This is a genomic window from Bradyrhizobium sp. S3.12.5 (assembly GCF_040548225.1).
Lineage (GTDB): Bacteria > Pseudomonadota > Alphaproteobacteria > Rhizobiales > Xanthobacteraceae > Bradyrhizobium > Bradyrhizobium cytisi.
Map to the genome: position 1 here is coordinate 164,378 of NZ_JBEPRF010000001.1, position 15,060 is coordinate 179,437.

10 protein-coding genes and 1 pseudogene are annotated in these 15,060 nt (G+C 61.8%); 5 read left to right on the forward strand and 6 right to left on the reverse strand.

What is annotated here, in order from left to right:
• Positions 1-144: 144 nt before the first annotated feature.
• The 3 genes from ABIC09_RS00775 to rpmB form a co-directional block, all read right to left on the reverse strand.
• Positions 145-2,061 (reverse strand): UvrD-helicase domain-containing protein, encoded by a 1,917-nt coding sequence (locus tag ABIC09_RS00775; protein WP_354108111.1) that lies wholly within the window; start codon positions 2,059-2,061, stop codon positions 145-147.
• A complete protein-coding gene (locus ABIC09_RS00780) occupies positions 2,061-4,379 on the reverse strand; it encodes an AAA family ATPase (protein WP_354108112.1) in 2,319 nt (772 codons plus the stop codon). The genes ABIC09_RS00775 and ABIC09_RS00780 overlap by 1 nt, the downstream gene beginning before the upstream one ends.
• Before the next feature lie 227 nt (positions 4,380-4,606).
• Positions 4,607-4,912: a 50S ribosomal protein L28 gene (gene rpmB, locus ABIC09_RS00785; protein ID WP_148751926.1), complete on the reverse strand. Its 306-nt coding sequence runs from the start codon at positions 4,910-4,912 to the stop codon at positions 4,607-4,609.
• Between the two features lie 579 nt (positions 4,913-5,491).
• Here rpmB and ABIC09_RS00790 point away from each other — a divergent pair.
• The 5 genes and pseudogenes from ABIC09_RS00790 (at position 5,492) to ABIC09_RS00810 (ending at position 12,216) form a co-directional block, all read left to right on the forward strand.
• Positions 5,492-6,301 (forward strand): DUF3108 domain-containing protein, encoded by an 810-nt coding sequence (locus ABIC09_RS00790; protein WP_354108257.1) that lies wholly within the window; start codon positions 5,492-5,494, stop codon positions 6,299-6,301.
• Between the two features lie 584 nt (positions 6,302-6,885).
• The gene (locus tag ABIC09_RS00795; protein WP_354108113.1) at positions 6,886-10,278 is read left to right on the forward strand and encodes a helicase-related protein; all 3,393 of its coding nucleotides are present in this window, start codon (positions 6,886-6,888) and stop codon (positions 10,276-10,278) included.
• 10 nt (positions 10,279-10,288) lie between these two features.
• A pseudogene (locus ABIC09_RS00800) lies at positions 10,289-10,555 on the forward strand (RNA-binding S4 domain-containing protein); the annotation flags it as partial.
• A gap of 136 nt (positions 10,556-10,691) precedes the next feature.
• Positions 10,692-11,030, forward strand: a complete 339-nt coding sequence (gene fdxA, locus ABIC09_RS00805; RefSeq protein ID WP_148751923.1) for a ferredoxin FdxA — start codon at positions 10,692-10,694, stop codon at positions 11,028-11,030.
• Between the two features lie 349 nt (positions 11,031-11,379).
• Positions 11,380-12,216 carry a CarD family transcriptional regulator gene (locus tag ABIC09_RS00810; RefSeq protein WP_354108114.1) on the forward strand — a complete coding sequence of 279 codons (837 nt, stop codon included), beginning with the start codon at positions 11,380-11,382 and terminating at the stop codon, positions 12,214-12,216.
• 119 nt (positions 12,217-12,335) lie between these two features.
• Here the strand turns inward: ABIC09_RS00810 and ABIC09_RS00815 are convergent, their stop codons facing one another.
• Genes ABIC09_RS00815 through ABIC09_RS00825 form a run of 3 tightly spaced genes read right to left on the reverse strand, consistent with a single transcriptional unit; the run spans position 12,336 to position 15,052 of the window.
• The gene (locus ABIC09_RS00815) at positions 12,336-12,869 is read right to left on the reverse strand and encodes a response regulator transcription factor (RefSeq protein ID WP_354108115.1); all 534 of its coding nucleotides are present in this window, start codon (positions 12,867-12,869) and stop codon (positions 12,336-12,338) included.
• Positions 12,859-14,244 (reverse strand): ATP-binding protein, encoded by a 1,386-nt coding sequence (locus ABIC09_RS00820; RefSeq protein WP_354108116.1) that lies wholly within the window; start codon positions 14,242-14,244, stop codon positions 12,859-12,861. The genes ABIC09_RS00815 and ABIC09_RS00820 overlap by 11 nt, the downstream gene beginning before the upstream one ends.
• On the reverse strand, positions 14,216-15,052 hold the full coding sequence (locus ABIC09_RS00825) for an SURF1 family protein (protein WP_354085992.1): 837 nt from the start codon (positions 15,050-15,052) through the stop codon (positions 14,216-14,218). The genes ABIC09_RS00820 and ABIC09_RS00825 overlap by 29 nt, the downstream gene beginning before the upstream one ends.
• Between the last annotated feature and the right edge of the window lie 8 nt (positions 15,053-15,060).

Genomic DNA, 15,060 nt, shown 5'->3' on the forward strand with positions numbered 1-15,060 from the left:
TGCCGCGGCTGCGTCCTGCGCAGGCAGGGATAGAGCTCCGGAAATTGGAGATGTTTTCCGAAGTCTCCTTGCCGGTGCCGTCAAACAGCGGAAATGGAGTGGACGAAATGTTTCAAGCAGCCGCTTAACCTTATGTCAGATTGGTCACGCCGGAAGCGGGTGGTCGGGCACCGCTAACAAAATTTCGTGCTCGTCGAACCACTCGTCCCTAAGCATCTGCATTTTCACCGCCTCGGGGGCAGATGTATAGAGCACTAAGGCAAGACTCTTCTTGGCTCTGCTGCAGGTGACATAAAATAGGCGGCGGGTCCTGCTAACTGAGCTGTCGCGGCCCTCAGATTCATTCGACAAATCGCTCGCTGAAGGCTCTTTGGCACCGAAAAACTTTTCATATCCGAACATGAAGCCGCGCGCCTCGGCATCGTCCATCAACACCATAACGCGATCGAACTCCAGACCCTTTACTCCCTGGTGTGTGCCGAACTCGGCCGTATTCGAGATGTACTGAGCATATGGCGCGATTTCCGAGAACGACGCGAGCAGAAATTTCTCTAAGGCCGCGTCCGCCTCGTCTAAAGGGTCGCGTGACTCGTCGTCAGGACTAGATTGAGCTTCATCATCTGATCGGTGAATCGCAAACGGCTTCAAAACTTCTGGGAGATCGAAGAGGTGCTGCTCGGCGACATAACTCAGAACCGCGCCGCATGTAGGTGTCCCCTGCTGCCACAGTTTCAGCAGTCCTTCGGCTGCTATCCTGGCGTTGCGCAATTGATCGCGCTGATCGGTCGCTTTCTTTAGTGCTTCAGTGCTCAGGAGTGGAGAGGACTCACGCACAATTCTTGCCGTAGCAAACTTGTCGTCGTTCTGAAGAGCAGAGACGAGGGGCAGCACGTTGGCCGTAAACAAACGTGTAATGGGCAACGACCCGTCAAGAAGTCCTGTTCTGAAGGCGTCGATGCCAGCAAGCGCTTCGAAAATCGTCTCGAACCCCATACGTCTGGCGGCCATATGATGCTCGAGTGTCAATATCTTGCACTTTTGGCGATCGTGCCAATCTTCATCACGAGTGAGATCTGCCATGTAGGCGCGAACGGAGTCTTCCATTGAAGATTTGTTGGCTTCGCTCGTCGGCAATACAAACAGACGGACAATTCCGTCGATGCTGTCGGACCTCGCTTCCTGAGCATGACTGTCGACTTGGCTGCGAATCTGGTTGATGAGGCGAACGACTCGTCGCGGGCATCGATGATTGAGACGCTTTACCGGCTTTGCCCAATCAGACGGGAGCTCTTCTTCTATTCGTTCCTTCCCGTCGTTATAGATTCTTTGCATCGTGTCGCCGATGAAACCGAGACTAAATTTGTCGGTATGAGCACCTTGTACGGTTAGAAGAGCGTCAACGATCCGCTTATTCGTGTCCTGACTCTCATCTACCAGAAGGAAGGGGAACTGATTAACCAGAATGCTTTGCATCAGCTTCTTTTGAGTAAGGAAGCTCGCGAAGAGCTCAATCACCTCGGCATGATTTAATGCATCTCGCTCTTTGTTGTCTCCGGTAGGGCTGTACGTGAATTTCTTTATCCCACTTAGGCCAGTAAGTCGGCGGGACTTCGATTCGATCTGTGCTTGGCGGTTCGCGGAAGCCTTCGTGCCGCGGCGCCCCTTCGCCTCTTGCTCCTGAATTTCATGTATCTCGCTCTCAAGCTTTTTATGAAGCCAGTCTCGAATGTCTTTGTTAAATCCAGCAATTAGCTTCCAAGCGAAGCTATGGATCGTTGAGACTTGAAAGGTTGGATCGAATTTCAATCGCCGAAGGATCTCGTCGCAGGCTGCATTGGTGTATGTGACGACTGCTACCTGTTGTCCTCTAAGACGAAGCCGCGGAAGGTTTTTCTGTTTGATGAATTCGAGCGCTCGGATAAGGGAGCTTGTCTTGCCGGAGCCGGCGCCGGCGTAGAGAAAAAAGCTCCTTGGATGCTCTAGGTCTAGACAAGCGGAGATTTCCTCCTCGATATGGTCATCGAGCGCAACGTTGGAATTGTTTGCAGCCGCCTCGGGCATCAAGCGGCCTTCGCCGAAGTTACAATGCCTGACGATACTGCGAGACCCAACTCTTTCTGCCGTTCGCGCACCTGTTCAGAAAGCCAGAGGAGGCCCTCTCGCATATAGGTCGGGGGTCTAAGTTTGTTTGCATCCTTGAACTCAAGCAGATCAAGAGCTAGCTCAGCTTTGCTGCCAGTCTTCAAGCTCTCGGCAAGCTTTCCACTTAATTCTTCCACACTAGGGCTCGCCTCTATTGCTGTTTTGAATTTGGCCACGAGGCCCGTCCCTTCTTGCTCCAGGAAGAGGCTGATATTCTCAAATAGAATGGCGTCTTCAAATGTGTTGGCGAGCGCTTCAACGGGACTACCACGAAAATCAATTTTGACCGGCGATTGATACGCTACTCGAATTGAGAAGCGCTGTGCGTCGTATTTCAGGATCTTGTTCAGTTCGGGCTCGTCTAACAGCTCATCAAGAGAGGTTCGTTTTGGGCACCATGTGTTCAGCGTTTGATTGCGCGATGTCTGGCCGGCGCCCCTCGTTGGGAGCGCGGATTTGTTGCCTGCACCTACTGCGTCGAGATCAGTAATGATCAACGTAGGTAGCGCAAGGCATTCAATGAGGCCACGCAATCGGTGCGCGTGACTGCCGCCGATTTCGAGCCACGTAATATAGCACTCCCGCAGATCTTTGAATTGGGCGTGTTCTCTCACAAAATGGGGCGTCAGAATTCGCTCGGCTGGGCCTTCAATCAATACGGCCGCATCCGCAAAAAACAGGTCGCAGTGCGTAACCTTGAGATAGCGAGTTACGAACCGCCTAGTTTCGTCATTCGATCCAAACGCGGTAGAGACGTCCACGACGCAGGAACTCGGAATTTCCATCCTCGCGCCAGCAAGCCGCCGGAAGTACCGTAGCGACGCGAAATCGCACTCATGGGCTATGTGACTTGAATGTGTGCTAACAACCAGTTGTGTAGTGAAGGTCTTGTTGTCTCCTAAATCGCGGTGTTTGCGCAGGATGTTGTATGCTTGCCTTATAAAGACCTGCTGAACCTGAGTGTGGAGATGTGCCTCGGGCTCTTCTACGAGTACAAGGTGCAGGGGTGGCCTGAATACCTTGTTCGCAACAGCTCTTGTTTCAGCCTTGCCAACTAGCATCCAAGCATCACGATAGCTCATAAGCCGGAATACCATCGAAATCAGATTCTGGTACCCAAGACCGTTCGAGTCCTCCGGCAGGTGCAGCCGCGTGTTCTCGGTGCCGTCGGTCATTTGGATGACGTAACGTACAGCTGCTTCGTGATTGAGCCCCTCTACAGGACGTAACCTCGTCGAGATTTCGAGTTTGGGGTCAGTGACGCCTGGGTATCCAAGCTCTTCTAATTCCTTGAGCGCGGCTTCGAAGCCTTCATTGAGCCGAGTATCGAACGCCTTTTGCGCCTGTTCGATCGCCTGCAGCGCTTTTACATCTTTCGTGTCCGGGTTGTCGTAAGGGTCGAGGTGACGGCTGTAGTACCGCCGGAGTTGCTCGGAGAGCTTCCGTGCATTGGCGGTGCTGGTGGCAGCGCTCGTCTCATCTTCGTCAGGTACGACCTCGGCTTCTTGTCCGAAGCCGCGTTGCGCACTGATCTCGCTAATTTTGATTAGTCCTCTAAAGGGATCTTCTTCTAGCGCAACGGCATCGGCTGCTAGATCTTGCGGCTTCGCCGTACCATGCTCCGGCTCTCGACGTTTCACGGGATCGAGGACGTATGCTCTGATAACGAATAGCCGCGCAAGGCGACGACGGAGAAATTCAACGAGGTCATCTGGCCAGAGTGAGACGATAATGACTTCGCTCGTCTGGTCAGGCTCGCTAGTTACTTCACCCCTTTTTGCCTTCTCCGCATCTGCGCGAGCGGAAAGGTACTCGCGTTGTAACTCTACCGCATCCTTGGGTTCAAAGCGTAGCCGCACGCCGAGCTGCCCGCCCTCCCAATCCAACGTGGGCAAGATTTTTTGGACATAGTGTACTTCATCGCTCTCAACATGGAGCCAGACGTCGAGCGTTGGAAGAAAATCGTTCCAGTTAGGCTCAGGAAGTGCCTCGTTGGCAGCTTCGGCCTTTTCCCAACTCGCGCCCATCGTCACGAGCGACGGCCAGTGAGAAACGGTGAAGTCGTTCAGTGTGAAGCTGGTTCGTTCGTGAGATACGAGGAAATATCGTAGTGCGACCATGGCGGAAGTCTTGCCGCTGTTGTTCGCGCCGACGAAGACTGTTTTGTCTCGTGCAAAGCTAACCCGAGTAGAACGAAGCTTCCGAAAGTTGGCAATTTCAATCGAATCAATATGCATCGGTTATCCTTTGACCGACACAAACAGATTCACACTAGGGCCGCAACTAAGGGCTGCACAATCGAGCGTACTCCCTTGTGCTAAGGAGCGCTCCAGTTTCGCTACTAGCCTACCGCACCAACAAAAAACGGCCGGATCTTCCGACCCGGCCGCAAACGCAAAACTCTACTTGGCTAAGCCTACGCCACGCGACGCAACCTAGCCCCCGCCCAACTCAAAAAATTCGCTTAGCTGGCCTTCTTGACCGGCGCGTCGCCGACCTTTTTCTGGATGGCGCGCTTCAGCTCGAGGGCGCGCGGCGACAGCACGTCGGCCTTGGCCTTGAGCAGGAAGGCATCTAAGCCGCCATTGTGGTCGACGCTCTTCACCGCGTTGGTGGAGACGCGCAGGCGCACGTTGCGCTCCAGGGCTTCGCTGATGAAGGTCACGTTGACCAGGTTCGGCAGGAAGCGGCGCTTGGTCTTGATGTTGGAGTGGCTGACCTTGTGGCCGACGAGGGGGCCCTTGGCCGTCAGTTCGCAGCGGCGAGACATGTCACTAATCCTCAGTTTCGAGCCCCCAACGAGTTGCGGCCGCCATCCGGGGCGCCACGGGGGCAAATTCTCTGTCCTTGCAGGGAGCGGCGGACGTATAGGGGGGAAGGCGCGGGTAGTCAAGGCGACGGGCCGTTTTGGGCCCGTCGTCCCGGGGCGGGCGGGAGCCCGAACCCGGGATCTCGATCGGCATATTCAGGTGTCATCGCCCGCGAAGGCGGGCGATCCAGTATTCCACCGGCAGCGCGGCTGGACCAGAGAGGCTGCGGCGTACTGGATGCCCCGGTCGAGCCGGGGCATGACAGCTGAGTGCGCAGGGCGAGGTGTGCGCCCCTGACGCATCCTCAATCACCAAAACGGCAATGTTTGAAAAGCCTTACCATCACATAAAGGGCGTATTCACCGCCGAAGAGTCCGGTGAGTTCCCGGCTTATCGTGCCCGGATACATTGCTTGCGGCCGTAACAGGCTTAAGTAACACCCACTCGCGTCCCGATTGGATCGTCTCGTGCACACCTCGCCCCTCTTTCTGCCCCGGCTGCAGTCGGCCGGCAGGCTGGCCTTTGTCGCCCGGCTGGCGCTGGCCGCTGTCGGCGTGCTGGTGCTGGTGTGGGCGGCGGAGCCTGCGGCGGCGCAGGGCAAGCTCGAGGCGCAGTATGAGGCGACGCTGTCGGGCATTCCGGTCGGACGCGGCGCCTGGAACATCGATATCCAGGACGACGTGTTTTCCGCGGCGGCCTCCGGCGGCACCACCGGCATCCTGAAATCGTTCGCGGGCGGGTCCGGCACCGGCGCCTCGCAGGGGCGCGTCGTCAACGGCGCGCTGGTCGCATCGGCCTACCAGGCCTCCACCACGACCTCGAAGAAGACCGAAGAGATCCACATCACCCTCGACAAGGGCAATGTGAAGGATTTCGGCATCATTCCGGAGCCGCCTGTCGATGCCGACCGCATCGTCGTCACCGACGCGCATCGCCGCGGCGTGTTCGATCCGATGACAGCCTCGCTGGTGCGCGTATCAGGTACCGGCGATCCCGTGTCGCCCGAAGCCTGCCACGGCAGCGCGCCCGTGTTCGACGGCCGCATGCGTTACGAGCTGAAGCTCGATTTCAAGCGCATGGAGACGGTGAAAGCCGAGAAGGGCTATCGCGGCCCGGTCGTGGTCTGCGCGCTGTATTTCGTGCCTGTCGCCGGCTACATCCCCGACCGCCCCGTGATCAAATACCTCGCCGCCCAGCGCAACATCGAGATCGCCTTCGCGCCGGTGGCGGGCACGCGGATCCTGGTGCCGTTCTGGCTGAAAGTGCCGACGCCGCTGGGCCCGGCGATGCTGGAGGCGACCAGCTTCATCACCACCGCCCAGCCGCCAAGGGTGGCAAAGACGCAGTAGCCGCCGCTGCGACGCTCCCCCTAATCATAACAATGACTTAGCTACTGTGCATGGGGTTGTTTTCGCGAAAATGAGGTGGGGGTCATCGTTTTCGGGAATCCATTTGACTCCTCCCCGATTCTGATTCGACTCCGCGCCATCCCCAACTTAACGAAATCCGCCACCACATCGTCGCTTGTGCGACAGCCCAAAACTCCATCTAGTGCGATGGAAACAAGCGTCCCGCGACATGTTGCGTGAACGGAACAGGACTCACCGGGGAGTCAGCGATTCGGCCGCGATTCGTTCTGGAGTCGTTCCGAAGCTTAAGGCCACAGGGAAAAGCGTCGCAAAGTGAGACAGTTGCGCGGGATTTTGGGAAGCTGCTCCCACACGATCGGTGTCATCGCCCGGCTTGACCGGGCGATCCAGTACGCCGAGGCGGTTGTGGTGGAGCGGACAGGCCGCGGCGTACTGGATGCCCCGGTCAAGCCGGGGCATGACAGCGGAGAATTTGGCCGCGTTCGGAGACATGGCTGACAGCACCTCGCCGCCCCAAACAGCACTGACATTCGCCCCAATCGCCACTACCTAATCATTCAGACATGGCCTTTTCCTCTTCCCCCTTCGCCTCCGAGCGCGCGCTTTCCGATCGCGTGCCTGGCGCCGGCGTCACTGCGGTGCTCGGGCCGACCAACACCGGCAAGACCCATCTCGCCATCGAACGGATGCTCGCGCATTCCTCGGGCATGATCGGCCTGCCGCTGCGGCTGCTCGCGCGCGAGGTCTATAACAAGATCGTCGGCCGCGTTGGCCCCGAGGCCGTGGCGCTGATCACCGGCGAGGAGAAGATCAAGCCGAAGAACCCGCGTTACTGGGTGTCGACGGTCGAGGCGATGCCGCGCGACCTCGACGTCTCCTTCTTCGCCGTCGACGAGATCCAGATTGCGTCCGATCTGGAACGCGGCCACGTCTTCACCGACCGCATCCTCAACCGCCGCGGCCGCGACGAGACGCTGCTGCTCGGCGCCGCCACCATGCGCCCGATCATCGAGCGGCTGCTGCCCGGCGTTTCCATGATCACCCGTCCCAGGCTGTCGCAGCTGGAATTCGCCGGCGATCGCAAGATCACGCGCCAGCCGCGCCGCACCGCGATTGTCGCGTTCTCGGCCGACGAGGTCTACGCCATCGCCGAGCTGATCAGGCGCCAGCATGGCGGCGCCGCCGTGGTGCTGGGATCGCTCAGCCCGCGCACCAGGAACGCCCAAGTCGAGATGTTCCAGAACGGCGACGTCGACTACCTCGTCGCCACCGACGCCGTCGGCATGGGCCTCAATCTCGACGTCGACCACGTCGCCTTTGCCTCCGACCGCAAGTTCGACGGCTACCAGTTCCGCCGCCTGACGCCGGCCGAGTTCGCGCAGGTCGCCGGCCGCGCCGGCCGCGCCACCCGCAACGGCACCTTTGGGACGACGGGACGCTGCGGCCCGTTCGAGCCCGAGCTGGTGAATGCGCTCCAGAACCACATCTTCGACCCCGTGAAGATGCTGCAATGGCGCAACGCGAAGCTGGATTTCTCCTCGCTCGGCGCGCTCCAGGTCTCGCTGAACCTCGGCCCCGGCCATGAGGTGCTGACGCGGGCACCCATTGCCGAGGACATGCGCGTGCTCGACCACGCCGCCCGCGACGTCGAGGTGCGCGATATCGCGCATGGCAAGGCCGCCGTGGAACGTCTGTGGGAGGTCTGCCAGGTCCCGGACTACCGAAAGCTGTCGCCGGCCGCCCATGCCGAGCTCGTCACCACGCTCTACGGCTTCCTGATGCAGAAGGGCTGCATCCCCGATTCCTGGTTCGCCGCCCAGGTCGACCAGGCCGACCGCATCGATGGCGACATCGACACGCTGTCGGCCCGGATCGCGCAGATTCGCACCTGGACCTTCGTCGCCAACCGCCCGGACTGGCTGAAGGACCCCGAACGCTGGCAGGGGATCGCGCGGGAGGTCGAAAATAAATTATCGGATGCGCTCCATGAACGCTTGACTGAGCGTTTCGTTGATCGCCGGACCAGTGTATTGATGCGCCGCCTGCGGGAGAACACGAGCTTGAATACGGAAATCGGCAAGACCGGCGAAGTCATCGTCGAAGGCCATGTCATCGGCCGCCTCGATGGCTTCACCTTTGCACCGGATGCGGCGGAAGCCGGCTCCGATGCGAAAGCCTTGCAGGCTGCTGCGCAAGCGGTGCTCGCCGGCGAGATCAACACGCGCGCCGAAAAGCTCGGCAATGCGCCGGACGATCAGTTCGTGCTGACCTCGGACGGCACCATCCGCTGGACCGGCGATGCGGTGGCGCGGCTGACCGCCGCAGACGAGGCGCTGCACCCGCGCATCCGCATCATCTCGGACGAGCGGCTGACAGGTAGCCCCCGCGAGAAGGTGCAGGCGCGGCTCGACCTCTGGCTCAAGACGCACATCGAAAAGCTGCTCGGGCCGATGTTCGAGCTGTCGAAGGCCGAAGACGTCACCGGCATTGCCCGCGGCATCGCCTACCAGCTCGTCGAGGCGCTCGGCGTGCTGGAGCGTCCCAAGATCGCCAACGAGCTGAAGGATCTCGACCAGCCCTCGCGCGCGACCTTGCGCAAATACGGCGTCCGCTTCGGCGCCTATCACATCTATTTCCCCGGCATCCTGAAGCCCGCCGCGCGTGCGCTGGCCGCGCTGCTGTGGGCGCTGAAGCAGGACAATGTTGATCTTTCGGCGCTTTCAGGTGCGCAGCATCTGGCATCGTCGGGTCGCACCTCGTTCCCGGTCGACAAGCAGCTGCCGCGCGATGCCTATCGCGTGCTCGGCTACAAGCAGGCCGGCGAGCGCGCCGTGCGCGTCGACATCCTGGAGCGCCTGGCCGACCTGATCCGCCCGGCGCTGGCTTGGCGCGAGAACGCGCCCGGCGAAAAGCCCGCCGGCGCGTTCGACGGCCGCGGCTTCGTGGTGACGCAGGCGATGACCTCGCTCACCGGCTCCGCCGGCGAGGATTTTGCCTCGGTGCTGCGCGCGCTTGGCTATCGCATGGAGAAGCGTGCGCCACTGCCGCCCAAGCCGGTCGCGCCTGCTGCCGAGACGCTTGCTGCCGAAGCTTCCGCAGAAACGCCCGCGACCGAGGAGGCCGCGGCGCCCGCAGATGCCGCGATCGAAGCCGTCACCGTCGAAGACGCGCCCGGCCTGGAGCCGCATGACGAGGGAGCGCACGAAGAGCCGGCGCTCGAAGCGTCGCCCGAAGCACCCGTCACGCCCGAAGATGCCCCCGGCATCGCGCCGCCGGCGGAAGAGGCTGCTGCGCCTGCGGAGGCTGCCACTGAAGCCGCTCCTGCCGAGATCGCTGCAACCGAAGCTGCCGCATCGCCCGATGCTGCTGCACCTGAGGCTGCGGCGGCGCCCGAGGCTGCTGCGGCGCCTGCCGAGCCGGAACTCGTCGAAGTCTGGCGTCCCGGTGGCCGTCACGAGGATCGCAAGCCGCGCCACGAGCGCCATCGTCATCAGCGACACAACAACCAGCGTCCGCAGGCCGGTGCTGAAGCGGGCGCCGCGCCGGCGGAAGGCGAAGCTGCGCAGTCGGCCGATGGCGAGAAGCGCGAGCAGCGTCATCGCCACGGCGGTCATCGCAGAGACGGGGCTAAGGACTTCCGCAAGCCGCGCGAAGGTGGTGCCGAAGGTGCGCCGCGTCAGGAAGGGCGCGACGACAGGAATCGCAGTTTCCAGGGCAAGGACCGCGACAACAAGGATCGCAACCGCGACAACAAGAAGTTCGGCGGTGATCGCGACAAGGGCCGCGACAATCGTGGCCGCGACCGCGACAAGGGCCGCGACCGTCAGGGTGGTCCGTCGCTGCGTCCTTACGCCTCGAGCGCGAACCCGCGCGAGCGCGATCGCCCCGTCGATCCGAACTCGCCCTTCGCCAAGCTCGCTGCGCTGAAGGAGCAGCTGTCCGGTCGCAAGGAGTGATCCCACGACCGAGCGGCAGCGCCTCGACAAATGGCTGTGGCACGCGCGGGTGGTAAAGGCGCGCACCTCCGCGGCTGAGCTCGTCGAGTCCGGCCATGTCCGCGTCAACGGCACACGCGAGAAATCGCCGGGCCACGCGGTCAAGGTCGGCGACGTCATCACCGTCGCGCTCGATCGCGCCGTACGTGTGTTGAAGGTGACCGGCTTCAATGCGCGCCGCGGCGATGCAGCCTCGGCGCGCGTGCTCTACGAGGAGCTCAGTGAACGCAAAGAGTAATTAATTGCGTTTTCGGTTCATTTCTTGGTCGATCAACCACACAAAGCCCTCATGATCGGGGCTTCCCGACCTTGCAGCGCCGGGCCATCCGCGCTACGCAAGCCGCGAGTTTTAAAAGAGCTTTTCGGAGCGTTGGATGACTTACGTCGTCACTGAAGCCTGCATCAAATGCAAGTACACCGACTGCGTCGAGGTCTGCCCGGTCGACTGTTTCTACGAGGGCGAGAACATGCTCGTCATCCACCCGGATGAGTGTATCGACTGCGGCGTGTGCGAGCCGGAATGTCCTGCCGACGCCATCAAGCCGGACACGGAACCGGGCCTGGAAAAGTGGCTCCAGGTCAACGCCGACTACGCCAAGAGCTGGCCGAACATCACCCAGAAGAAAGAATCACCCGACGACGCGAAGGAATTCGACGGGATGGAAGGGAAGTTCGAGAAATATTTTTCTCCGAACCCCGGCTCCGGAGACTAAATTCCGGCGCAAACTTAACCCTAATACCTTCGTCAGCGTCGAAAACCAGCCTCACGACCCCTAAATCATTGATTTTTGCGGGAAATGTGCTATATTGGGCACATTAACCCGAACCCCTCGTCAGCCCTGTTGGCTCCGCCGGGTTCCCGTGAAACCAGATGTCGAACAGGGGCGTGGCAGTTTCCGCGCGCAGGCTGTGTCACAGAAAACGCGTAAAAAGAGTACTTCAGCGAGGGCTTCCCATAAGGAGGCCAAAAAAGTCGCCGCGGCCAGCCGTAGCGCATCCAAGGGTCGGGCCGCTGCCAAGGCGCCGCCGGCTGCAAAGTCCTCGAAGAACAAAAGAAGCGCAATGCCTCACAAGACTGCCAAACCGGCCGCGAAAGCGACCGTTGCCAAGCCTGCTGCCGCCAAGGCTCCCGCTGCCAAGGCTCCCGCTACGAAGCCTGTTGCTGCCAAGACTCCTGCTGCCAAGCCTGTTGCTCTGAAGGCTCCTGTTGCTGCCGCCCCTGCCAAGGCTCCCGTTGCTGCTGCCAAGCCGGCCGTGAAGGCCGCTGCACCCGCGCCGAAGGTCGAGGAAAAGAAGGTCGTGACCCAGCGTCAGGGCTTCAGGGCCAATGAATTCGTCGTCTATCCCGCTCACGGCGTCGGCCAGATCCTGGCCATCGAGGAGCAGGAGATTGCCGGCGCGAAGCTCGAGCTGTTCGTCATCAACTTCATCAAGGACAAGATGACGCTGCGCGTTCCGACCGCCAAGGTGGCCAACGTCGGCATGCGCAAGCTGTCCGAGCCCGCGCTGGTGAAGAAGGCGCTGGAGACGCTCAAGGGCCGTGCCCGCGTCAAGCGCACCATGTGGTCGCGCCGCGCCCAGGAATACGAAGCGAAGATCAACTCGGGCGACATCGTCGCGATCGCGGAAGTCGTGCGCGATCTCTATCGCTCGGAGTCGCAGCCGGAGCAGTCCTACTCTGAACGTCAGCTCTATGAAGCGGCGCTCGATCGTCTCTCCCGCGAGATCGCGGTGGTGCAGCACTCGACCGAGACCGAAGCGGTCAAGGAGATCGAGGCCCAGCTCGCCAAGAGCCCGCGCCGCAACGCCAAGGCGGAAGCCGCCGAGGGCGAAGGCGAGGCGGATGCCGAGGGCGATACCGACGGCGACGACACCACCGTCGCCGACGAGGCCGCATAAGCCGCTCTCGCTTCTAACAGTTCAAAAGCCCGGTCGTTCGGCCGGGCTTTTGTTTTTGGATTTGTAGCTTCGTAGGGTGGTTAGCCTCACTAACCCACCCTCCGAAGTGAGGCGTCGGCTCATTTCACCGGCCGCTTCTCGAGCTTTCGTGCCAGCGTGCGCCGGTGCATGCCCAGCCTTCTCGCGGCCTCCGAGATATTGAAGTCCGTCTCGATCAGCGTCTGGTGGATGCGCTCCCATTCGAGCGTCTTGATCGAGGTCGGCCGCACGTCCAGCGCGACGTCAGCGTTACCTGCGGCCTTGTTGAAGGCGGCCTCGATGTCGTCGGTGTTGGAGGGTTTTGCGAGATAGTGGCAAGCGCCGAGCTTGATGGCCTCGACGGCGGTCGAGATGCTGGCGAAGCCTGTCAGCACCACGATCAGCATCTCCTCGTCGTGGGTATGCAGCAGCTCGACACAGGCAAGGCCGGAGGCGCCGCCGAGCTTGAGGTCGACCACGGCATAGCCGAAGGATCGGTCCGACAGAACGTTCCGGACCTCCTCGATCGAGGCGGCGAGCACGACCTCGTAGCCGCGGCGCTCGAATGAGCGCTTCAGCGTGCGCGCAAAACCATCGTCGTCCTCGACGACGATGAGCGAACGGTCAGGCGTCAAAGCTGCCTCCGATCGCGAGCGTGGCGAGCGGCAGCGTCAGGCGCACGGTGGCGCCGCGCTTCCGGTGGTTCTCGGCGGTCACGCTGCCACCCAGCTTGCGCACCACGTTGACCACCAGGAACAGGCCGAGCCCGCCGCCTGCGCGGCCCTTGCTCGACTGGTAGGGCTTTCCGAGCTGTGCCAGCATTTCAGGCGCGAAGCCCGGGCCGCGGTCGCTGATCGAGAGCACCAGATTATCGCCCTCGCGTTCGGCGAGCAGCTCCACCCACCCGCGCGAGATTTCATAGGCGTTGTCGAGGACGTTGAAGATCACCTGCTTCAGCGCGATGTCCGAGACGATCGCGACGTCCTCGCCAAAGGTATTGACGAAATACAGTGTGCGCGCCGAGCGGGCGTCGCGCCATTCTTCGACCAGTGCGGTGACGAAGGCGGTCACCGTCGTCGGCGAGGATCCCTCGCCGCGGGCTTCGCCGGCCGACACGAGAATGCCCGTCACGATCGTCTTGCAGCGTTGCAGCGAGGTTTCCATCTCCGTGAGGTCCTCGGCGAGCTCCTGATCGGCGGCGAGATTCGGCATGCGGCGCCAGTCGCTGAGGATGACCGAGAGCGAGGCGAGCGGCGTGCCGAGCTCATGCGCTGCACCGGAGGCGAGCAGGCCCATGCGGACGATGTGATCCTGCTCGGCGGCGTGCTGGCGCAGCGCCGCCAGATGCGCGTCGCGCTCGCGCAAATTCCTGTTGATGCGGGTGACGAACACGACCAGCAATACGGCGTTGAGGATGAAGCCCAGCAGCATGCCGGTGACGGTGAGCGTATAGGTCTCGCTCAGCGGATTCGGCGGCAGGTCGAGCGGCCGGTAGCCCATCGTCAGCCACACGAAGCTCGCGCAGCTCAGCGCCACCAGCGACCAGGTCGAGCGGGCATCGAGCAGCACCGCGCCGAGCGTGACCTGAAGCAGGAACAGCGAGGTGAAGGGATTGGTGGCGCCGCCGCTGAGATAGAGTTGCGCGGTCAGCGCGGCGACATCCAGCATCAGCGCGACCAAGAGCTCGTTGTTCGTGATCGCGGCGCGATGGCGCACCCAGACCAGGCTCGAGACATTGAGCAGCACCAGCGCGCCGATCACCGCGCCCATGCGGGTGAGGGGCAGCGGAATGCCGAGCCAGAAATGCACGCCGCCGATGGTGACGATCTGGCCGACCACCGCGGTCCAGCGCAGCTGGATCAGCAGCGCCATGTTCTTGCGGTTGGTCTCGTCGTCAGTGGGGGCCGCGCCGATCAGCTCGCTGCGCGCGTCCGCCTGCGATTGCAGCGTGACCGCCAGCTCGCCGTAAGTGTTCCCGTCGTCAGGTCGGTTCGACGATCGTTCCAGCATCTGATCCCGTCCTGCGGGCGGAGGCATCCGACCCGCCGGCCGTTTCGTGGACGAAGCGTTTGCGGCGGAACAGCCCGCCGCCGAATGTGACGAGAAGTCTACCGGCCAGCATGAAAGCCAGGGCAAACCACGTCAGCGCGTAGATCAGGTGGTTATTGGGAAAGCGGACCACGGTCAATCCGCCGATTGGACCGCTGCCGGATTGTGATCCGGCGTCGGCATCGACGAAGAACGGCGCAACGTTCTGGAGGTCGCGCGCGGCCGCGATCGCGGCGACATCCCGCGAGTACCAGCGGTTGTGCTGGGGCACGTTGTCCCTGAGAAAACCGCCTTTCGGCTCCGTGATGCGCAAGAGACCGGTGATTTCGACCTGGCCGTCCGGATTGCCGCCCTGGCGCGTCGATGCGTCGCGCCGCTCGGATGGCACGAAGCCGCGGTTGATCAGCACAAGCGTGCCGTCGCTGCGCTGGAGCGGCGTCAGCACCCAATAGCCAGGGCCGTCCTCGGTGACTGCCTGAACCAGGGTCTCGCGGTCGTGCAGGAAGCGGCCGGAGAGGTTGACGTGCCGGTATTCGTCGCCTGCGGCGGTGATCGCCAGCCAGGCTGCGCGCGCGGGGATCGGCTGAGCCGCGGCATGAACGCGCTGCTCGACGCGGTCGATCAGCGCGAGCTTCCAGGCACGGCGCTCGACCTGCCAGACGCCAAGGGCGATCAGAACAACGAAGGCGGAGAGCGAGGGAATCGTGAGCCATAGGGACGGACGCGCAGCCCCCGCGGCGCTGCGCGGTTCGTTATCCTCGGGTCTCACGGGATCGC

What these genes read in the sequence shown, in the direction of transcription:
- ABIC09_RS00775 (WP_354108111.1), bottom strand. Translation starts at nt 2,061, where the DNA reads ATGCCCGAGGCGGCTGCAAACAATTCCAACGTTGCGCTCGATGACCAT.
- ABIC09_RS00780 (WP_354108112.1), bottom strand. Translation starts at nt 4,379, where the DNA reads ATGCATATTGATTCGATTGAAATTGCCAACTTTCGGAAGCTTCGTTCT.
- rpmB (WP_148751926.1), bottom strand. Translation starts at nt 4,912, where the DNA reads ATGTCTCGCCGCTGCGAACTGACGGCCAAGGGCCCCCTCGTCGGCCAC.
- ABIC09_RS00795 (WP_354108113.1), top strand. Translation starts at nt 6,886, where the DNA reads ATGGCCTTTTCCTCTTCCCCCTTCGCCTCCGAGCGCGCGCTTTCCGAT.
- fdxA (WP_148751923.1), top strand. Translation starts at nt 10,692, where the DNA reads ATGACTTACGTCGTCACTGAAGCCTGCATCAAATGCAAGTACACCGAC.
- ABIC09_RS00810 (WP_354108114.1), top strand. Translation starts at nt 11,380, where the DNA reads ATGCCTCACAAGACTGCCAAACCGGCCGCGAAAGCGACCGTTGCCAAG.
- ABIC09_RS00820 (WP_354108116.1), bottom strand. Translation starts at nt 14,244, where the DNA reads ATGCTGGAACGATCGTCGAACCGACCTGACGACGGGAACACTTACGGC.